The following is a 19,782-nucleotide window of genomic DNA, read 5'->3' as shown; positions in this document are numbered from 1 at the left end:
CACGGACGGGCGCGCGCGATGATACGAACGACCACCGGTGAGGCGGCCGCCGATCCGCGCGCATTCGGCGCGGCGGTCGCGGCCGTGTTCGCGGTCGCCGCGGCGGCGACGCTGGCCCAGCACACGTCGATGGCGGCGATGGGCGGCGAGCCGATGACCGGCGGCTGGATGGCCTCGGCCGCCTGGTTGCGGCCGTGCGGCCAGAGCGCCGGGCGCGCATTCGCGGCGTTCGCCGGAATGTGGGGCGCGATGACGGTGACGATGATGCTGCCCGTGCTCGCGCCGATGCTCTGGTGCTACCGCCAGCGCATCGGTCCGGCGGCGGCGGCGCGGTCGGCCTGGCTCGTCGTCGTCGCGGGCGCGGGGTATTTCTCGGTCTGGATGGCGCTCGGGGCACTCGTGTTTCCGGCCGGCGCGGTGCTGACGACGGCCGCCGTTCGGCTGCCGGCGCTTGCCCGTGCGATGCCGGTCGCGGCGGGCGTCGTCGTGCTGGCCGCGGGTGCGTTGCAATTCTCCGCGTGGAAGGCGCGCCGGCTGGCGGGTTGCCGGCACGCGGCGGCACATGGCGTGCACCCGTCGCGGGTGGCGGTCGTCACGGCGTGGCGGTACGGCGTGCGCGCCGCGATCCGGTGCGGCGCGTGTTGCGGGAACCTGATGGCCGTCGCGCTGGCGGCCGGCATGATGGATCTGCGCGTGATGGCCGTCGTGACGGTCGCAATCGCCGCCGAACGCGCTGCGTCGATCGGCGGGCGCGTCGCGCGGATCGTCGGTTGCGGGGTGGTGGCGGGCGGCATGGCGATGATCGCCCGTGCGGCCGGGCTGGCGTGAGGCAGGGCAGGCAAGCCGCTTCGGCGGGGCGCCGGGCCGTGCGCGCGGCCGCCGCCGTCGCGGCCGTGTGGCCCCGCCGCGACACGGACACTCGCCGCCCGGCGGCCGGTTGCGCGAATGGCGCGATGCGGCGGTGAAACGAAAGGCGATCGAAAACGAACCGAACGGCGATCCGAACGATTCGGCCCCCGAACGGCCGAAACCGGCTAAGCCGTTGTTCGTGTTGTGAAAATTCGCGGCGCTTCGCGTATAATTCGCTTTTGCGCCCATAGGATTTGCCATGCGTCTGATCCAAAAAGCACTCACTTTCGATGACGTGCTCCTCGTTCCCGCCTTCTCCGACGTTCTCCCGCGCGACACCAGCCTCAAGACCAAGCTGACCCGCAACATCTCCCTGAACATGCCGCTCGTGTCCGCCGCGATGGACACGGTCACCGAAGGTCGCCTCGCGATCGCGATGGCGCAGCAGGGTGGCGTCGGTATCGTCCACAAGAATCTCACGCCGGCCGAACAGGCCCGCGAAGTCGCGAAGGTCAAGCGTTTCGAGTCGGGCGTCGTCCGCGACCCGATCACGGTGCCGCCGCAAATGAAGGTGCGCGACGTGATCGCGCTGTCGCGCCAGCATGGCATCTCGGGCTTCCCGGTCGTCGAAGGCCCGCAACTGGTCGGCATCGTCACGAACCGCGACCTGCGTTTCGAAACGCGCCTCGACGAGCCGGTCAAGTCGATCATGACGCCGCGCGAGCGCCTCGTCACGGTCAAGGAAGGCACGCCGCTCGCCGAAGCGAAGGCGCTGATGCACAGCCACCGCCTCGAGCGCGTGCTGGTCGTCAACGACGCGTTCGAACTGCGCGGCCTGATGACCGTCAAGGACATCACGAAGCAGACCGAACACCCGGACGCGTGCAAGGACGAACACGGCAAGCTGCGCGCAGGCGCGGCGGTCGGCGTCGGTCCGGACAACGAAGAGCGTGTCGAGCTGCTGGTGCAGGCCGGTGTCGACGTGATCGTCGTCGATACCGCGCACGGCCACAGCAAGGGCGTGCTCGAGCGCGTGCGCTGGGTCAAGCAGAACTTCCCGCACGTCGAGGTGATCGGCGGCAACATCGCGACGGCCGCCGCCGCGAAGGCGCTGGTCGAATACGGCGCGGACGCGGTCAAGGTCGGTATCGGCCCGGGTTCGATCTGCACGACGCGGATCGTCGCGGGTGTCGGCGTGCCGCAGATCAGCGCGATCGCGAACGTCGCGGAAGCGCTGAAGGGTACCGGCGTGCCGTGCATCGCCGACGGCGGCGTGCGCTTCTCGGGCGACGTGTCGAAGGCCCTCGCGGCCGGCGCGAATGCGGTGATGATGGGCAGCATGTTCGCGGGCACCGAAGAGGCGCCGGGCGACGTGTTCCTGTACCAGGGCCGCCAGTACAAGTCGTACCGCGGCATGGGTTCGGTCGGTGCGATGAAGGACGGCGCGGCTGACCGCTACTTCCAGGACAATTCGGCGAACATCGACAAGCTCGTGCCGGAAGGCATCGAAGGCCGCGTCGCGTACAAGGGTTCGGTCAACGCGATCCTGTTCCAGCTGGTCGGCGGCGTGCGCGCGAGCATGGGCTACTGCGGTTGCAAGACGATCGACGAGCTGCACGAGAAGGCCGAATTCGTCCAGATCACCGCGGCGGGCATGCGCGAGTCGCACGTGCACGACGTGCAGATCACGAAGGAAGCGCCGAACTACCACGTGGACTGAGCGCCGATGAAACCGCTGCTGCGAGCCGTGCTGATCGTCGACGCCGTGCTGCTGCTGGCGTTCGGCGTGCTGTTCGTGCTGACGCCCTGGCAGGCGCTGTTCAATGCGCTGCAACTGGCGAACATCCAGCCGGCGATGCTCGGCCAGGCGTTCGGCATCGCGCTGCTCGGGCTCGCGTGGCTCGCGTTTCATGCGGCGTTCAACGGTGACCTCACGGCACCCGTCGCGCGCTCGGTCGGCCATGTGTACTGGTTGACCGGCGTGCTGACGGTCGTGTGGTCGATCGGCACCGGCAACGGGCCCGCGCTCGCGGCCGCCGGCCGGGTGCTGTCGGCCGTGGCCGGGGTCGCGCTGATCGTGCTGGGCCTCGGCGGCGTGCGGCTCGCATCGGCCGTGCGCCGGCGCGAGAAAGCGCAGGCGCTCGAGGCGCGCGCACCGGCGCAGCGGCCGGCCGAACCGGCGATGGCGCCGGCGTCGGCGCCTGCCGCGCAGCGTGTCGAGCCGGTCGTCGGCCGCCCCGTGGCGCCGGCCGGATCGTCGCCGGCCTCGTCCGGTTCCCGCGCATCGTCGGGCGGCGGCGTCGCCCTCGACGAACGCCCGCCGATGCAGGATTGACCGGCGATGCGTCGCGCGTGCCGCCTGCCGCCCGACGCCGCTGTCCATGCTTTTGACGCAGCGCTCGATGCGCTGCTTTTCTTATTCTCTTCATCCCGTCCGCAGCCATGCACGACAAAATCCTGATTCTCGACTTCGGTTCGCAAGTCACCCAACTGATTGCACGGCGCGTGCGTGAAGCGCACGTCTACTGCGAAATCCATCCGAACGACGTGTCCGACGACTTCGTCCGCGAGTTCGCGCCGAAGGCGGTGATCTTGTCGGGCAGCCACGCGAGCACGTACGAAGACCACCAACTGCGCGCGCCGCAGGCCGTATGGGATCTCGGCGTGCCGGTGCTCGGCATCTGCTACGGCATGCAGACGATGGCCGTGCAGCTCGGCGGCAAGGTCGAGTGGAGCGACCATCGCGAATTCGGCTATGCGGAAATGCGTGCGCACGGCCATACGCGCCTGCTCGACGACATCGAGGATTTCACGACGGCCGAAGGCCACGGGATGCTGAAAGTCTGGATGAGCCACGGCGACAAGGTTGCCGAGCTGCCGCCGGGCTTCGCGCTGATGGCGTCGACGCCGAGCTGCCCGATCGCCGGCATGGCCGACGAGGCGCGCGGCTACTACGCGGTGCAGTTCCACCCGGAAGTCACGCACACCGTGAAGGGCCGCCAGATCATCGAACGCTTCGTGCTGCAGATCGCCGGCGCGAAGCCCGACTGGATCATGAAGAACCACATCGAGGAAGCCGTCGCGAAGATTCGCGAGCAGGTCGGTGACGAGGAAGTGATTCTCGGCCTGTCGGGCGGCGTCGATTCGAGCGTCGCGGCCGCGCTGATCCATCGCGCGATCGGCGATCAGCTGACCTGCGTGTTCGTCGACCACGGCCTGCTGCGCCTGAACGAAGGCAAGATGGTGCTCGACATGTTCGAGGGCCGCCTGCATGCGAAGGTCGTGCACGTCGATGCATCCGACCAGTTCCTCGGCCATCTGGCCGGCGTGACCGATCCGGAAGCGAAGCGCAAGATCATCGGCCGCGAGTTCGTCGAGGTGTTCCAGGCCGAGGCGAAGAAGCTGTCGAAGGCGAAGTGGCTCGCGCAGGGCACGATCTACCCGGATGTGGTCGAATCGGGCGGCACCAAGACGAAGAAGGCGACGACGATCAAGAGCCACCACAACGTCGGCGGCCTGCCGGAAACGCTCGGCTTGAAGCTGCTCGAGCCGCTGCGCGACCTGTTCAAGGACGAAGTGCGCGAGCTGGGCGTCGCGCTCGGCCTGCCGCCGGAGATGGTATACCGCCATCCGTTCCCGGGCCCGGGCCTCGGCGTGCGGATTCTCGGCGAAGTGAAGCGCGAGTACGCGGACCTGCTGCGCCGCGCGGACGCGATCTTCATCGAGGAACTGCGCGGCACGACGGCAACCGCGCAGGATGCGGCTGCCGGCCTGTGCGGCGAGGCCGACGTCGGCAAGAGCTGGTACGACCTGACGAGCCAGGCGTTCGCGGTGTTTCTGCCGGTCAAGTCGGTCGGCGTGATGGGCGATGGCCGGACGTACGACTATGTGACGTCGCTGCGTGCGGTGCAGACGACCGACTTCATGACCGCACACTGGGCGCACCTGCCGTACGCGCTGCTCGGCCGCGCGTCGAACCGGATCATCAACGAAGTGCGCGGGATCAATCGTGTGGTGTACGACATCTCGGGGAAGCCGCCGGCGACGATCGAGTGGGAATAAGCTTTCCGGCCGAAGCGGCATCGGTCTCGCCTGCGTTGTTGCGCGTCGTTTGATGTCGCGATAATTCGCAAGCGGGCTGCCGGTTCGGTTGGCGTGCTGCCCCGGTTCACGCGTGGGCAAGAAGCGGCCTGGCGATTGCCAGGCCGTTTTGCGTTAACGCGCGAAGTCGGTCAAGAAGCGCCGTGTTCGCAGTCCCGGACCGGATTCATCACGCACACGCCCGCCCGAGCGACCGCAAGTACATCGGCACCTTCGCCTTGGTCGTCGCCTGAACCCGCGACATCAGCGCGTGATCGATCCGATCCAGCCCATAAGTCCGGGAAATATCCTGCTGCAACCGGCACCACAGATGCCCAGCCATCTCGGCATCGACCATCGCACGGTGCGCACGGCCCGATTGCGGCAGCCGCAGCATCTCGATCAGGCTCGACAGGCGGTGACTCCGGGCGTCCGGGTAGATCCGTCTCGCCACCAGCATCGTGCACGCAAACGCATGGTCGGCCGACATGCCGAGCAGCCCCAGTTCCGACTGCCAGAAGCGCTTGTCGAAACCGGCGTTGTGGGCCACGACCGCATGCTTGCCGACGAACGCGGCCGCTTCCTTCATGACTTCGGACGCGGGTGGCGCCGCCGCGATCATGTCGTTCGTGATGCCGGTGAGCGCAACGACATCGGACGGGATGCGTCGGCCGGCATTCATCAAACTCTGGAAACGGTCGACGACTTCCCCGTCGCGCAGCAGGATGACGGCAATTTCGGTCGCACGGTCGCCCAGATTCGGCGACAGGCCGGTGGTTTCGAAGTCCAGTACCGCGACGGTTTGCATGATTGAATTCGGGGGCGTCATCAGAGGGTGTCGAGTTTGGCCCGAGAGGGTAGCATCTTCGGGCGTGCGAACGGCGGATTCGTGGAGCGGCGAGCGGGCCGGCTGCCGATTGACGATAATGAAATCTCGCTCCAGGCCAGTCGGACATGTTGCCGTGACTCAACTGACGCTACCCGGATTCGATGCGCCGCCGCCGGTTCCCGTGCACCGCTTCTTTTTCGCCGTGATGCCGGATACGGCCACGGCCGCACGCATTGCCGGCATAGCCAAAAGCATGCAGCAGAAGAAGGACCGCCCGGTGAGCACCGAGCGTCTGCACATCACGCTGGGCTCGCTAGGCGACTTCGCTTACGTGCCGGACGCTGCGCTTGCACGGGCCCGCACGGTCGCGGACCGCGTGGATGGGCCGTCTTTCTCCGTGAGGTTCGACAAGATCATCAGCTTCAACGGGCGGCCCGGTCATCAGCCGCTGGTGCTGACGGGGCGGAACGGTCTGGAAGACTTGATCGACTTTCGACGGCAGTTGCGAGATGCATTGAAACGGGTAGGCGTACCTGTTTTTCCCTCGGGTTTCACCCCGCACGTGACGCTGCTGTATGGCCCGCAGCGGCCCGATGAGTATCGGATCGAGCCGATTACCTGGACCGTGTTCGACTTCGTCCTGGTCGATAGCTGGCTCGGCAAGTCGCACTACGACGTGTTGGGGCGCTGGCCGCTGGCAACCGGCCGCTCCCCGGGGTGATCGCGATGTCGTAAGGGCGGTGCCGTTTCAGCGCATCCGGACCGGGCGGTGCCGCGTTCCGTGCTCGCCCGGACTCCAGCTCAGTCCCGACCACCCCCGCGATAACGAAGATGAAGCAGCGGATAAGGCCGCCCCTGTCCATCGAGTTCCGATCGCCCGCAGCGCTCGAATCCGAGGCGCTCATAAAATCCCGCTGCCGCTTGGTTCTGTTCGTTGACGTCGGTCGACAGGTCGGGATGGCGCTTGAGCGCTTCTTCGACCAGCCATCGCCCGACTCCCGCACCATGGTGGCCAGGATCGACGAATAGCGCTTCCATGTGGCTGCCGTCGAGCAGCATGAAGCCGATCGGGCGATCGGTCTCGTCGACGGCCAGATCGAGCGGCGCGCCGGGCAGGAACGCGACGACTTCGGATTCGATCGAACGACGATCGTCGTCGCTCAGGAAGTGATGCGTGGCATCGACGGCATGGCGCCAGATATCCAGCACGCGTGTGCCGTCGGCCTTGGTGGATTGTCGAATGCTGATCATGTTTGATATGTGATGATCCGGTGCTCGACCGGTAGCCGGCGCCGTGGTGAATCGAACGCGTCGCGCGCACGGTGATGCGCAAGCGACAGCGGTGTGTCAGGCGGATGGCGGACGCGCGTCGTCCAGCGCCGCCGCCCGCTCGATCGCCCGTCGCGCGACGTCGCGCACACCGGCGCTCATCGGCAAATCGTCGCGGTCGAGTGCGTCGACGTCGAACCAGCGTGCGTCGAGCGCATCGTCGCCGGCGGCGGGCGTGCCGCGCAACCATCGGCACAGCACCGCGACCATGATGAAATGCTGGCGCACGGCGCCGTGTGCATCGTAATCGAACGCGTCCAGCGCGGTAAAGGCGTCGAGCGCTTCCACATCGATCGTCGTCTCTTCCGCGATCTCGCGCACGACCGCATCCGCAAGCGGCTCGCCCGGCTCGATCTTGCCGCCGGGGAAGCCCCAGCAGCCTGCATCGGGGGGATTCGCGCGGCGCACGAGCAACACGTCGCGTTCGCGCAGCACGATGCCGATCACGGCCGGGACGGGGCGCAAGGGTGTAGCGTTGCCGGTGGCGGAGGTGGCGGTGGCGGACATGGCCGTGCCTACTCGTCGGCGCAAACGAACGCGGGGGCGTGTACGCGGCTCATCGCACGTCCCTAGTACGCTGTTCGATCGCGCGGATCACGGCGACCATGTCGGCCGCGCCGTGTCCGGCCCGCTCGGTTTCGCCGTACAGTGCGTGGCAAATGTCGAGCAGCGGCGACGCGATGCCGATGCCGCGCGCGGATTCGGCGACGAGGCGCGCATTCTTCAGCACGTCGGTGATCGCGGCCTGCACCGAGAAATCTGCCGCGACGAGCTTGCCGAGCTTCACGCGCGACACGTCGCTCGCCATCGGGCCGGCATTCAGCACGTCGGCGAAGCGCGCGAGATCGATACCGTGGCGTTGCGCGAAGTGCGTGGCTTCGGTGAGACCGGTGACCATCGTGATCAGGAACAGGTTGACGGCGAGCTTCATCGTCAGCGCCGACGGTACGTCGCCGCACACGAAGCTGTCGCGGCACAGCGGCTTCACGAGCGCGCGGACGGCCTCGACGTCGTCCGGCGCGCCGGCCAGCATCACGACGAGCTGACCGGCTTCGGCCGGCTTGCGCGAGCCCGATACGGGCGCCTCGACGTAGCGGCCGGACGCGGCGGCGATTTCGTCGGCGAGCGCGCGGGAATAGTCCGGCGCATTCGTGCCCATGTTGACGATCGTGTGCGCGCCGACCCGGGCGGCAAAAGCGCGCGTGCCGCGTGCGAGGGCGGCATCGATTGCCGCATCGTTCGCGAGCATCAGGATCACGGTGCGGCAGGATGCGAATACGTCGTCGATGTCGTCGGCCACGCGTGCGCCGGCGTCGCGCAGCGCATCGTCGCTGCCGTGCGAACGGCTCCACACGACGAGCGGCGTGCCGGCCCGCGCGAGATTGAGCGCCATCGGCGTGCCCATCACGCCAAGGCCGATGAATCCGACTGCGGTTTGCATGGTGCGGCTCCCACGGTAGGTGGCGACGATCGTGGGCGTCAGTATCGCAGCGTTTTCGCATGCCTGCCATCCGGCTCGCGCGAGCGCGCAAGCCGCGTCGTCGTCGCTACGCGAGGTCCGCCAGGTACGGCCACGGATAAATGCCGCGGGCATGGCCGTCGCCGAACAGGAAGCGGATACCGTAGCCGAGCGCTTCCACGCCGTCGAGCGTCAGGTCGGGCCGCGCGTCGACGTGGCCGCCGTCGAGCCGGATCTTTCGGCATTCCGCGCATGGGCAACCGCCGCGCAATTGCGCATAGTCGATACGTTGCGACGCGCCGTCGGACCAGCGCAGCGTCAGTGTGCGCGCCGGGTGATCGAGTGCGATTTCGATCGGCGCGATCATCGCGACGCCTCGTCGATCTGGCCGATCGCTATCCGCACGGCCTTGCGGACTTCGGGGTCGCGATCGTCGAGCGCAGCGCTCAGCGCGGGCAGCGTTGCACGGTCGCGCAGTTCGCCGAGCGCAAGCGCGGCTTCCTTGCGCAGGTTGCTGATCGCATGCGAGAGCAGCGCGACGACGGCCGGCGCCGCAGCCGCATCGCGCAATTGCCCGAGTGCGCGCGCGGCGCGCAGGCGCACCTGCCAGTAGTCGTCGTCGAGCGCGGCGACGAGCGGCTCGCGTGCGGTCGCGATGCGCAGCTTGCCGAGCGTGGTCGCCGCTTCCTCGCGCACCTGCCATTCGGCGTCACGCAGCGCCGCGAGCAACGCGGTGACGACGGCGGCGTCGCCCGGCGCCGCAAACCCAATTGCGCCGACCGCGGCGCGCCGCACGTTCGCATCGGCGTCCGTGGTCGCGATGCGGGCGAGCGGCGCCAGCGCGCGGCCGTCCTTGAGCCAGCCGAGCACGACGACCGCCTCGGCGCGTACGGCCGCGGTGCACGCGTCGAGCGCACGCAGCGCGGGCGCGAACGCGCCGGGGTCGCGCAACTCGCGCAAGCCGCGCAGCACGGCGCCGCGTACGAACGGCTCGGGCCGGTCGGCCCATCGGCACAGCACGGCGCCCGATGCCGCGTCCTTCAGTTCGGACAGGCTTTGCGCGGCCGTCGCGCGCACGCTGTCGTCCGGATCGAGCAGCGCGTGGCACAGCGCGTCGACGACATCGGGCTGCTCCCACGCGTCGAGCACGCGCGCGGCCTCGCTGCGCACGTCGGCGGACGGGTCGTCACGCAGCGCCGCGACGAACGACGGCACGAGTTCGGGCGCCTCGAGATCGGCGAGTTCGAGCAGCGCGATGCGGCGCACCGATGCGTCGCCTGCGGCGAGGCGCGCGACGAGCGCGGCATGATCGGCGGCCGGCACGCCGGGCAGCGGGAAAGCGGAAGAAGAAGCGGTCATGGAAAAAAGTCGGTACGGTGAATGGGCAGGCACGGGCTCAGGCGGCGTCGCGCAGCAGCGCGAGGCAGCGGCGCTTGATCTCGACGAACGCGGGCTCGGTCGTGCTGTCGTCGGTGCGGGGCCGCGCGAGCGGCACGCGGATGTCGGCGACGATGCGTGCGGGCCGCGGCGACAGCATCAGGATGCGGTCGCCGAGAAACAGCGCTTCCTCGATGTCGTGCGTGACGAACAGCACGGTCGTGCCGATGCGCGACCAGATATCGAGCAGCAGCGTCTGCATCATCCGGCGCGTCTGCGCGTCGAGCGCACCGAACGGTTCGTCCATCAGCAGCACGCGCGGCCGGTTGATCAGCACGCGGGCGATCTCGACGCGCTGCTGCATGCCGCCGGACAACTGCGAAGGGTAGTGCGCGCCGAAGCCGCCGAGCCCGACGAGTTCGAGCAGCTCGGCCGCCTCGCGGCGGCGCTCGTGCGCGGGCACGCCCTTCATCTTCAGGCCGAACGCGACGTTGTCGATCACGCGCTTCCACGGAAACAACGTGTGCTGCTGGAACACGAGCCCGCGATCGGGATGCGGGCGGTCGACCGGTTCGCCATCGACGACGATCTCGCCGTGCGTGGCCGCGACGTGGCCGGCGAGCGCGCCGAGCAGCGTCGATTTTCCGCAGCCGGACGGCCCGAGCACGCAGACGAATTCGCCGGGCGCGATATCGACGTCGAGCGCATCGAGCGCCGCGAAGCGCGCATGAGGCGGGCCGAGTTCGATCGTCAGCGCACGCACGCCGACACGGCCGGGAGCGGGTGCGGTAATCTCGGCGGTGCTCATGACCGGCCTCCACGCGGCGCGTACCACGGCGTGAGCACCGCGCCGATCCGCTTGACGAGCAGGCTGCTGCCCATCCCGAGCAGGCCGATCAGCGCCATGCCGACCACGATGTCCGGGTAGTTCTGCAGCGTATAGGACTCCCATGTGAAATAGCCGATGCCGTACTGGCCCGCGATCATCTCGGCCGTGACCAGGCAGAACCACGCGGTGCCCATCCCGATCGACAGGCCGGTGAAGATCGACGGCGCGGCGCCGGGCAGGATCACTTCCGCATAGAGCGCGAGGCCGCGCGTGCCGAGGCTGCGCGCGGTCGCGACGAGCCGCGGGTCGACGGCTTCGGCGCCGTGCACGGTATTGAGCAGGATCGGGAACAGCGCGCCGACGAACGTGATGAACATCATGCTCAGCTCGGACGATGGAAACATCAGGATCGCGAGCGGAATCCACGCGACGGCCGGAATCGGCCGCAGCATCTCGAGCGGCGGCAGCAGCGTGTCCTCGAGCGCGCGATAGCGGCCGATCGCGAGCCCGAGGCCGATGCCGGCGAACGCCGCCGCGACGAAGCCGGCCAGCACGCGCGTGATGCTCGCGAACAGATGCATCGGCAGCTTCGGCGATTGCAGGAACGAGGCCAGCGCGGGGCCCACGTCGGCCGGCGCGGGCACGTTCGCGAACGTGACGATGCCGAGCGACAGCCGCCAGTGGACGGCCGCCTGCCACAGCGCGATGCAGGCGGCGAGCGATGCGATGCGCCACACGCGGCGGCGCATCGGTGTCGGGCGGCGGCGCGCGGCGGAATGCGGCGAGCGGGCGTCGGCGGCGCGCGGTGCGTCGGCGTGACGGCGTTTGACGAGGTCGAGGGTGGCAGCCATGCGGAAGTCCGGTGTCGACGAATGGAAAGAGAAGGGCGCGATGCTCAGCGCGCGGCGAGCGCCTGTGCGGTGACGGTCTTCGCGGCCGCGTAGTCGACCACCGCGCCCGATACCTGCTGCGCGTACGCATCGGCGCCCGACTTCAGCAGGAACGCGGTCAGCACGCCGTGTGCGTCCTTCACGTACCACGCCTGGTCGGCGAACAGCTTCAGGCCGCTGCCGTGGTCGTGCACGAACACCGCGCGCACCTTCGCGGACGGGCCGAGCTTGCCGAGCGCCGCAAAGGCGGCCGCGGGGCTCGCATAGTGGCGCACGGCTTCGTCGCCGGCGAGCCAGACCTGTGCGACGTCGTTGAAATCGCGGATCGGCTTGCCGGTCGACGCATCGTTCGCGACGAGCGGCTGCTTGCCGTAGTGTTTCAGCGCCGCGTCGTAGTCGAGCCCGGACGCCTTGAACGCCGCGCGGATATAGCGATCGTCGACGAACGTCGCGGGGTCGGGCGCGGAGTCGGTCTTCTTCAGCAGCTTCAGCGTATCGACCGCCGTCGCGACCGCTTTCCGGTATTCGGGCTTCCACGTCAGGTCGCGGGTCTGGATGCCGAGCGGCCCGTGATACAGGTAGTCGACCGGCGCCTCGATGCCGGTGACTTTCTCGATCAGCAGGCTGTACTTTTCGGGATTCTGCGCGAGCAGGCGGTTCGCTTCGATCGCGGCGCGCAGATAGGCCACGACGATTTCTGGATAGCGCTGCGCGTAATCCGCGTCGACGAGCGCGCCATGGAAAGTCGGCGCGTGGGTCTGCGCGCCGTCGTAGACCTTGCGCGCGATGCCGCGGTACGGGAACAGGTCGGCGAACGGCACGAAATCCGCATGCGCGTCGATCTTGTTCGCCTTCAGCGCGCTGCCGGCCACTTCCGGCGCCTGCGTGACGATGTTCACGTCGGTGTCGGGGTTCCAGCCCTGGGCCTTGATCGCGCGCAGCAGCATGCCGTGCGCGGTCGACGCGAACGGCACCGAGATCGTCTTGCCCTTCAGGTCGGCCAGCCCGCGCACCGTCGAATTCGTCGGCACGACGATCCCGTTGCCGCTGCCGTCGATGCTGCCGTCGAGCACCGTGATGAACACGCTCTTGCGGCCGGCCTTGCGAAACGCCGCGCCGTTCAGCGCGCCGGGGAAATCGGCCATCGCGCCGAAGTCGAGCTTGCCGGCGACCATCTCGTTGGTCAGCGGCGCGCCGGACGTGAAGTCCTTCCACTGCACGTCGTACTTCACGTCCTGGTACTTGCCGGTGCGCGGCAGGTACTTGTCGAGCAGATGCAGTTCGCGGATCAACAGGCCGCCGGTCGCGCAGTTGATCGTCGTGTCCTGCGTGCCGATCGCGACGCGGATCGTCTCCGCATGCGCGAAACCGGCGGTCGCGACCGCGAGCGACGCGGCGAGCAGGCGAAACATCCGTAGCGTGGTGTTCATGTGTCGTGAGTCCGGTAGGGGGGAAGCGGGGCGCGGGTCGGCGCGCCGTGTCAGCGCAGCAGGTAAGGGATGTCGACCTTGACCGCGCCGGTCGGGCAGTCGCGTTCGCACGGCATGCAGTACCAGCATTCGTCGAACTGCATATAGGCCTTGCCCTTGGTGACGTCGATCGCGAGCAGGTCGAGCGGACACACGTCGACGCACACGGTGCAGCCCTTGTCGGCGATGCACAGCGACTCGTCGATCGTCACGGGCGCGCTGCTGCGCTGGAAGATGTCGTGCGGGGTATGGGGCATGGCAAGGTTCCTCAAAGGGCGGCCGCGAGCGGGGCCGGTTCGCGGATGCGCAACTGCGCGTAGGCGCCGCGTTCGTCGTCGGCGAGCGGCACGACGTACGGTTCGACCGGCCGCTTCTCGCTGCGCATCGCGCCCGCGGCGTCCTTGCGCAGCCACGTGTGGCAGAACCATTCGGCATCGTTGCGGTGCGGAAAATCGACGCGGTGGTGGTACAGCCCCCAGCGGCTTTCGGTGCGGAACAACGACGCACGTGCGGCCATTTCCGCGCAGTCGCGGATCGCGCGCACTTCGGCCGCGCGCATCAGTTCGTGCGGGTTGTCGGCCTTTATTTCTTCGATATCCTCAATAATTCCGTCAAAACGTTGCAGCCCGATTTCCATCTTGCGCGTCACCTTCGGTGGTTGCAGGTAGTCGTTCACCATGCGGCGCAGCTTGTACTCGACCTGCGCCGGCGCCAGCCCGCGCTCGCGCAGCAGCGGCGCGAGCACGCGGGTGCGCTCGGCATCGACCTGTTGGTCGTCCACCGGCGCGTGGTCGCGGCCGGCCACGTCATCGGCCGCGTTTTGTCCGGCGAACCAGCCGTACGTGAATGCGCCGAGCATGTAGTTGTGCGGGACGGCCGCCATGTCGCCGGCTGCGTACAACCCCGGCACGGTCGTCTCCGCGCGTGCGTTCACGTACACGCCCGATGCGCTGTGGCCGCTGCAGAAGCCGATTTCGGAGATGTGCATCTCGACCATCTGGCTGCGGTAGTCGGTGCCGCGCCCGGCATGGAAGCGTCCACGGCTCGGCCGTTCGTTGGTATGCAGGATCTGCTCGATGGTTTGGATCGTTTCTTCCGCGAGATGGTCGAGCTTCAGGAACACGGGGCCGTTGCCGCTCTGCAGTTCCTGGTAGAACTCCCACATCATCTGGCCGCTCCAGTAGTCGCATTCGATGAAGCGCTCGCCCTTGCCGTTCGCGGTGAAGCCGCCGAGCGGGCCGGTCACGTACGCGCAGGCCGGGCCGTTGTAATCCTTGATCAGCGGATTGATCTGGAAGCATTCGAGGTTCGCGAGCGCGGCGCCCGCGTGATAGGCCATCGCATAGCCGTCGCCCGCGTTGGTCGGGTTCTCGTACGTGCCCATCAGGTAGCCCGATGCCGGCAGGCCGAGGCGGCCGGCTGCGCCGCAGCAGAGGATCACCGCCTTCGCGCGGATCACGTGGAAGTCGGCGGTGCGGCAGTCGAAGCCGAGCACGCCGCTCGCGCGGCCCTGCGCGTCGGTCAGCACGCGCGTCGCGACGATCCGGTTCGTGATCGCGATGCGGGCGCGCTTCAGTTGCCGGTACAGCACCTTCTTGATGTCGTGGCCTTCCGGCATCGGCAGCACGTACGAGCCCATGTGGTGAACCTTCTTCACCGCGTAATCGCCGGTGCCGTCCTTCTCGAACTTCACGCCCCAGCGGTCGAGCTGCTCGATCGTCGTGAAGCTGTGCGTCGCGTATGCGTACACGGCCTCTTGATCGACGATCCCGTCGTTGGCGATCGTGATCTCGCGCGTGTATTGCTCGGGCGTCGCATGACCGGGGATCACCGCGTTGTTCAGGCCGTCCATCCCCATCGAGATCGCGCCGCTGCGTTTCACGTTGGCCTTCTCGAGCAGCAGCACGCGCAGCGACGGATCGCGCTCCTTCGCCTTGATGGCCGCCATCGGGCCGGCCGTGCCGCCGCCGACCACGACGATGTCGTATTCATGCACATGGGTATTCATCGCGGGTTCCTTGCAGGTTTGCGCGCCTTCTGCCGGTCGACGCGCAACCGGTACTGGAAGGCGTCGCCGCGGAAGTAGAGGTATTCGTAGTCGATCGGCGCGCCCGACGCGTCGTGCGTGAGGCGTTCGATGCGCAGCACGGGGCTGCTTTCCTCGACGTGCAGCGCGTCGACGATTTCGTCGTCCGCGAGGATCGCGTCGATCGACACGTCGGCATGGCCGAGCGGGATGCCGCAGTCGTTCTCCAGGATCAGGAAGATGTCGCGGGTCGCGAGATCGGCGCCGGCGAGGCGCTTGCCGAGCGCTTCCGGCACCCAGGTCTGTTCGAGCGACACGGGTTCGCGGTTCAGCAGCCGCACGCGATGGATCTCGACGAGCGGCGCGCCTTCGGGCACGTTCAGCTTCGTCGCGAGATGGCGATCGGCCTTCACCGTGCGCAGGCTGCGCAACTGGTTGACGATCTCGTAACCCATCGACGACATCGCCTCGGCGAACCCCTGCAGCGACGTCACGTTCTGGAACGCCTTCGGCTTCGACACGAACGTGCCCTTGCCGTGCAGCTTGAACAGCAGGCCTTCCTTCTGCAGGTCGCCGAGCGCCTGGCGCACCGTGATGCGGCTGACGTCGAACATCGCGCAGAGCTCGTGCTCGGACGGCATCCGGCTGTGCGGCGCGTAGGTGCCGTCGAGGATGCGCGCGCGCAGCGTGTCCTTGATCTGCACGTAGAGCGGGGCCGCGGACAGCGGCACGACGTTGGGTGGGGGCATCGGTCAACTTGTTATGACAAGATGGGACGAGTGTAGCCAGCGCGATGGCGCGCCCCAACCAACTATTTGTGATTTCGAATTTCCGGTTGCGGAAAAGCGGGGCGGCAGGCGGCGCGGCGGGCGGGTGATCCGGCCCTTGCGAGCCGTGCGGCATCGTCGACAATAAAAAAGCGCGGTTTCGTGCGCCGCGCGTGTCGATTTCCCGCTGCGTCGCCCGTCGTATCGATATCGACCGGGCAGTGCGCCGCGCCAGGCGGCCGCCACCCGGCTTCCGCGATTGGCGCAACGAACGAGGAGAGACCCCATGACACGCCACATGCCGGATTCCCGATACCGCTGGGTGATCGTCGCCGCGGGCGGCCTGATGGGCTGCGTCGCGATCGGCGCGATGTTTTCGTTACCGGTGTTCCTGCGATCCATTGCGCGCGATACGGGCTGGTCGATGACCGGCATTTCCGCCGCGATGACGCTTGGTTTCATCGCGATGGCGTTTGCGAGCATGGCGTGGGGCAGCCTGTCGGACCGCGTCGGCACGCGGCCGGTCGTGATCGCGGGCGCCGTGCTGCTGTCGGCGAGCCTGGCGCTGGCGAGCCGCGCGCCGTCGTTGCTCGTGTTCCAGTTGACCTTCGGCCTGGCCGTCGGCAGCGCGACGGCCGCGATATTCGCGCCGATGATGGCGTGCGTGACCGGCTGGTTCGACACGCACCGCAGCCTCGCGGTGTCGCTGGTGTCGGCCGGCATGGGGATGGCGCCGATGACGATGGCGCCGCTCGCCGCCTGGCTCGTGTCGGTGCGCGACTGGCGCACGTCGATGCTGCTGATTGCCGCGCTGGCGGCCGCCGTGATGATTCCGGTGTCGCTGCTGGTGCGCCGGGCGCCCGCGCTCGACGCGGCCCCCGCGCACGCGGCCCCCGCGCACGCGGCGCCTGCGGCCGGCGGCGCGCCCGCCGCGATGTCGGTCGCGGATGCGTTGCGCTCGCCGCAGTTCATGGTGCTGCTGCTGACCAATTTCTTCTGCTGCGCGACGCATTCGGGCCCGATCTTCCATACGGTCAGCTACGCGGTGACCTGCGGGATTCCGCTGATCGTCGCGGTGTCGATCTACAGCGTCGAAGGGCTGGCGGGGATGGGCGGCCGGATCGCGTTCGGGCTGCTCGGCGATCGCCTCGGCGCGAAGCGCATGCTGGTGGCGGGGCTGCTCGCGCAGGCGCTCGGCGCGCTCGGCTACTACTTCGTGCGCACGCTCGACGGCTTCTACGCGGTCGCGACGCTGTTCGGCTTCATCTATGCAGGCGTGATGCCGCTGTATTCGGTGCTCGCGCGCGAGAATTTCCCGCTGCGGATGATGGGCACCGTGATCGGCGGCTGCGCGATGGCGGGCAGCCTCGGGATGGCCACGGGCCCGGTCGCGGGCGGGCTGATCGTCGATGCGTTCGGCAGCTACGGCTGGCTGTACCTCGGGTCGTTCGCGATCGGGATCGGCGCGTTCCTGATCGCGACGATGTTCCGCCCGTTCGCGAAAGCGCGGCCGGAAACGGTGACTGCGTAATCGGGCCATGCCATCGGATGCGACGGCGGAAGTGGCGGCGGCGGGTGTTTTCGCCGGGTCGACAGGGGTCGATCGTCTCGTCGCGAATTAAAAAATGGGTCCGGGCAGCGCATGCGTTTGGAAGCGTGCGAACGGCGCTCAGCCTGCTGCGGCGCAGCAGAGCGGCAACTGACGGCGATCGGCGCGCATGCGCAGCGATTCGGCCCCTAAAAAACGCAATATCGAGCATATATTCGAAGGGCCTGTCATACCGGCGTCACCCTGCTAGAATTCGGCCTGCCGCATTGTTCCGATTGACTGATGAGATTGCTTGACGCCCTGGTCGAACAACGTATTGCCGCCGCCGCCGCGCGGGGCGAGTTCGACGATTTGCCGGGTACCGGCGCGCCGCAGGCGCTGGATGACGACCTGCTCGTGCCCGAGGAGGTGCGGGTGGCCAACCGTATCCTGAAAAACGCGGGCTTCGTGCCGCCGGCCGTCGAGCAACTGCGCGCGCTGCGCAATCTGCACGACGAAGTGCAGGCGGTCAGCGACCGTGCCGCGCGTTGCCGGCTGCAGGCGAAGATCCTCGCGCTCGACATGGCGCTGGAATCGCTGCGCGGCGGCCCGATGGTGATGCCGCGCGACTACTGCCGGCGCATCGCGGAACGCCTGTGCGAGCGCGGGCTCGACGATGCGTCCGCCGAAGCGGGGACGATGTGACGTCCGACGCGCTGCACGACGCAGCCCGCGCGGCAGCCGCCCCGGCCGCTGAACCCGTCGCCGATTCTCCCGTTCACGAAGCCGCGCCCATCTCGGCGCGCGACCTCCATTTCATGCGTCTTGCGCAAGCCGCCGCCGAAGAGGCGCGTGCGGCCGGCGAAGTGCCGGTCGGCGCGGTGCTCGTGCGCGGCGACGAAGTGATCGCACGCGGCTTCAACCATCCGATCGGCGGGCACGACCCGTCCGCGCATGCCGAAATGGCCGCGCTGCGCATGGCCGCGCAGCAGTTGCAGAATTACCGGATGCCGGGCTGCGAGCTGTACGTGACGCTCGAGCCGTGCCTGATGTGCGCCGGCGCGATCATGCACGCCCGCATCGCGCGGGTCGTCTATGGCGCGGCCGACCCGAAGACGGGCGCGTGCGGCAGCGTGATCGACGCATTCGCGAATCCGCAGCTGAACCACCACACCGAAGTGACGGGCGGCGTGCTCGCCGACGAATGCGGCGCCGCGCTGAAGTCGTTCTTCGCCGAGCGCCGTCGCGCGTTGCGCGAGGCACGGCTCGCCCGCGACGCCGAATCCGGCGCGTCATAGTCGCCGCCGCCGCGCCCGTCGTTCCGGGCGCGCACGGTTTCCGTGAACCGGACCCGGTTCGGACCCTCTAAGCAGGTTTGACGATCCCGATACCTTTCGCCATGTCCTTCCAGCCCGCCGCGTCCTACACCATCCGCCTGCTGGCGCCGTCCGGCTATCCGCACGACCCCGACGCGATCAATCGCGCGCTCGAGCGCCTCAGCACCGCGCAGCAGCGCATCGAGAACATCGAGGCGACGCAGCGGCGCTTCCAGCGCTTCGGCGGCACCGACGGCGAGCGCGCAGGCGACCTGAACCGCCTCGCGGATCCCGAGCGGCCGCTGCCGGACATCGCGCTCGCGGTGCGCGGCGGCTACGGCGCCGCACGCATTCTGCACGGGCTCGACTATCGCGGCCTCGAGCGCCGGCTGCGCGACCAGCCGGTCGCGCTCGTCGGTCACAGCGACTTCACGGCGATCCAGCTGGCGCTGTACGCGAAGGCGCGCATCAAGACGTTCGGCGGCCCGATGCTGTCGGCCGACTTCGGCGCCGAAACGCCGAGCGACTTCACGATGCGGCATTTCTGGCAGACGCTGACGCAGCCGAGCACGACGATCGTCGCCGACGCACCGCAGGTGCAGGCGGTGAACGTGACCGGCACGCTGTGGGGCGGCAACCTCGCGATCCTCACGTCGCTGGTCGGCACGCCGTACATGCCCGACATCGAGGGCGGCATCCTGTTCATCGAGGACGTCAACGAGCAGCCGTTCCGGATCGAGCGGATGATCTATCAGCTGCATCTGTCGGGGCTGCTCGCACGCCAGCAGGCGCTCGTGCTCGGCCAGTTCACCGGCGCGCGGCCGTTCGAGTACGACAACGGCTACGACATGCAGGCGATGATCGACCAGGTGCGCGCGGTGGTCGGGATTCCGGTCGTCACGGGGCTCCAGTTCGGCCACGTGCCCGACCTGCTGACGCTGCCGTTCGGCGCGCAGGCGCAACTGGTCGCGAATGCGCACGGGTTCCGGCTCACGGTGTCGGACTATCCGCATCTCGGCTGATGCCGGCGCGAT

21 protein-coding genes are annotated in these 19,782 nt (G+C 68.4%); 9 read left to right on the top strand and 12 right to left on the bottom strand.

All coding sequences use genetic code 11. The features are described 5' to 3' along the window. Window positions 1-18 precede the first annotated feature (18 nt). From DTA15_RS01945 to guaA, 4 genes are all read left to right on the top strand, one after another. Window positions 19-828: a DUF2182 domain-containing protein gene (locus DTA15_RS01945; RefSeq protein ID WP_006493234.1), complete on the top strand. Its 810-nt coding sequence runs from the start codon at window positions 19-21 to the stop codon at window positions 826-828. Window positions 829-1,108: 280 nt separating this feature from the next. Next, on the top strand, window positions 1,109-2,569 hold the full coding sequence (gene guaB / locus DTA15_RS01940; protein WP_006488752.1) for an IMP dehydrogenase: 1,461 nt from the start codon (window positions 1,109-1,111) through the stop codon (window positions 2,567-2,569). A gap of 6 nt (window positions 2,570-2,575) precedes the next feature. After that, complete coding sequence (locus DTA15_RS01935; protein ID WP_012492688.1) at window positions 2,576-3,184, top strand: hypothetical protein; 609 nt, start codon at window positions 2,576-2,578, stop codon at window positions 3,182-3,184. 107 nt (window positions 3,185-3,291) lie between these two features. Next, entirely contained in the window at window positions 3,292-4,911 is a 1,620-nt protein-coding gene (gene guaA / locus DTA15_RS01930; protein ID WP_006484787.1) for a glutamine-hydrolyzing GMP synthase, read from the top strand. Between the two features lie 208 nt (window positions 4,912-5,119). Here guaA and DTA15_RS01925 read toward each other — a convergent pair whose 3' ends face one another. Then, window positions 5,120-5,737, bottom strand: coding sequence for a 3'-5' exonuclease (locus tag DTA15_RS01925; protein ID WP_006484792.1), 618 nt, complete (start codon window positions 5,735-5,737; stop codon window positions 5,120-5,122). A gap of 118 nt (window positions 5,738-5,855) precedes the next feature. Here DTA15_RS01925 and DTA15_RS01920 point away from each other — a divergent pair, with 118 nt between their 5' ends. After that, window positions 5,856-6,479 (top strand): 2'-5' RNA ligase family protein, encoded by a 624-nt coding sequence (locus DTA15_RS01920; RefSeq protein ID WP_043033175.1) that lies wholly within the window; start codon window positions 5,856-5,858, stop codon window positions 6,477-6,479. Between the two features lie 80 nt (window positions 6,480-6,559). On the opposite strand, the gene DTA15_RS01915 is transcribed toward DTA15_RS01920, so the two are convergent. From DTA15_RS01915 to DTA15_RS01865, 11 genes are all read right to left on the bottom strand, one after another. Further along, a complete protein-coding gene (locus DTA15_RS01915; RefSeq protein ID WP_006484785.1) occupies window positions 6,560-7,009 on the bottom strand; it encodes an acetyltransferase in 450 nt (149 codons plus the stop codon). Between the two features lie 96 nt (window positions 7,010-7,105). Then, complete coding sequence (locus tag DTA15_RS01910) at window positions 7,106-7,594, bottom strand: NUDIX hydrolase (RefSeq protein WP_012492687.1); 489 nt, start codon at window positions 7,592-7,594, stop codon at window positions 7,106-7,108. 49 nt (window positions 7,595-7,643) lie between these two features. Further along, window positions 7,644-8,681: an NAD(P)-dependent oxidoreductase gene (locus tag DTA15_RS01905; protein ID WP_373925247.1), complete on the bottom strand. Its 1,038-nt coding sequence runs from the start codon at window positions 8,679-8,681 to the stop codon at window positions 7,644-7,646. Then, a complete protein-coding gene (locus DTA15_RS01900) occupies window positions 8,635-8,913 on the bottom strand; it encodes a gamma-butyrobetaine hydroxylase-like domain-containing protein (protein ID WP_006484790.1) in 279 nt (92 codons plus the stop codon). Before DTA15_RS01900 ends, DTA15_RS01905 begins: the two co-directional genes overlap by 47 nt. Beyond that, the gene (locus DTA15_RS01895) at window positions 8,910-9,905 is read right to left on the bottom strand and encodes a HEAT repeat domain-containing protein (RefSeq protein ID WP_006493146.1); all 996 of its coding nucleotides are present in this window, start codon (window positions 9,903-9,905) and stop codon (window positions 8,910-8,912) included. The genes DTA15_RS01900 and DTA15_RS01895 overlap by 4 nt, the downstream gene beginning before the upstream one ends. Window positions 9,906-9,942: 37 nt before the next feature. Further along, window positions 9,943-10,731, bottom strand: coding sequence for an ABC transporter ATP-binding protein (locus DTA15_RS01890; RefSeq protein WP_006490845.1), 789 nt, complete (start codon window positions 10,729-10,731; stop codon window positions 9,943-9,945). Then, window positions 10,728-11,603 (bottom strand): ABC transporter permease, encoded by an 876-nt coding sequence (locus tag DTA15_RS01885; RefSeq protein WP_006490847.1) that lies wholly within the window; start codon window positions 11,601-11,603, stop codon window positions 10,728-10,730. The genes DTA15_RS01890 and DTA15_RS01885 overlap by 4 nt, the downstream gene beginning before the upstream one ends. A gap of 44 nt (window positions 11,604-11,647) precedes the next feature. Then, on the bottom strand, window positions 11,648-13,072 hold the full coding sequence (locus DTA15_RS01880; protein ID WP_012492686.1) for an ABC transporter substrate-binding protein: 1,425 nt from the start codon (window positions 13,070-13,072) through the stop codon (window positions 11,648-11,650). A gap of 50 nt (window positions 13,073-13,122) precedes the next feature. Beyond that, the gene (locus DTA15_RS01875; RefSeq protein WP_006490846.1) at window positions 13,123-13,368 is read right to left on the bottom strand and encodes a 4Fe-4S dicluster domain-containing protein; all 246 of its coding nucleotides are present in this window, start codon (window positions 13,366-13,368) and stop codon (window positions 13,123-13,125) included. 11 nt (window positions 13,369-13,379) lie between these two features. After that, the gene (locus DTA15_RS01870; RefSeq protein WP_006490842.1) at window positions 13,380-15,119 is read right to left on the bottom strand and encodes a fumarate reductase/succinate dehydrogenase flavoprotein subunit; all 1,740 of its coding nucleotides are present in this window, start codon (window positions 15,117-15,119) and stop codon (window positions 13,380-13,382) included. Beyond that, entirely contained in the window at window positions 15,116-15,886 is a 771-nt protein-coding gene (locus DTA15_RS01865) for a GntR family transcriptional regulator (RefSeq protein WP_006490849.1), read from the bottom strand. Before DTA15_RS01865 ends, DTA15_RS01870 begins: the two co-directional genes overlap by 4 nt. A 316-nt stretch (window positions 15,887-16,202) precedes the next feature. On the opposite strand from DTA15_RS01865, the gene DTA15_RS01860 reads away from it, so the two are divergent. The 4 genes from DTA15_RS01860 to ldcA all read left to right on the top strand — a co-directional run bounded on the left by DTA15_RS01860 (window position 16,203) and on the right by ldcA (window position 19,770). Continuing rightward, window positions 16,203-17,435 (top strand): MFS transporter, encoded by a 1,233-nt coding sequence (locus DTA15_RS01860; protein ID WP_034195696.1) that lies wholly within the window; start codon window positions 16,203-16,205, stop codon window positions 17,433-17,435. Between the two features lie 300 nt (window positions 17,436-17,735). Then, window positions 17,736-18,137, top strand: a complete 402-nt coding sequence (locus DTA15_RS01855; RefSeq protein WP_006490221.1) for a DnaJ family domain-containing protein — start codon at window positions 17,736-17,738, stop codon at window positions 18,135-18,137. Beyond that, window positions 18,134-18,730: a tRNA adenosine(34) deaminase TadA gene (tadA, locus tag DTA15_RS01850; protein ID WP_006490196.1), complete on the top strand. Its 597-nt coding sequence runs from the start codon at window positions 18,134-18,136 to the stop codon at window positions 18,728-18,730. Before DTA15_RS01855 ends, tadA begins: the two co-directional genes overlap by 4 nt. Window positions 18,731-18,831: 101 nt before the next feature. Then, the gene (gene ldcA / locus DTA15_RS01845) at window positions 18,832-19,770 is read left to right on the top strand and encodes a muramoyltetrapeptide carboxypeptidase (RefSeq protein WP_006490211.1); all 939 of its coding nucleotides are present in this window, start codon (window positions 18,832-18,834) and stop codon (window positions 19,768-19,770) included. Window positions 19,771-19,782 lie beyond the last annotated feature (12 nt).

It is taken from the genome of Burkholderia cenocepacia, assembly GCF_900446215.1.
GTDB lineage: Bacteria > Pseudomonadota > Gammaproteobacteria > Burkholderiales > Burkholderiaceae > Burkholderia > Burkholderia cenocepacia.
Note: the sequence above shows the minus strand (reverse complement) of the source record. Positions and strands in the feature narration are given on the sequence as shown.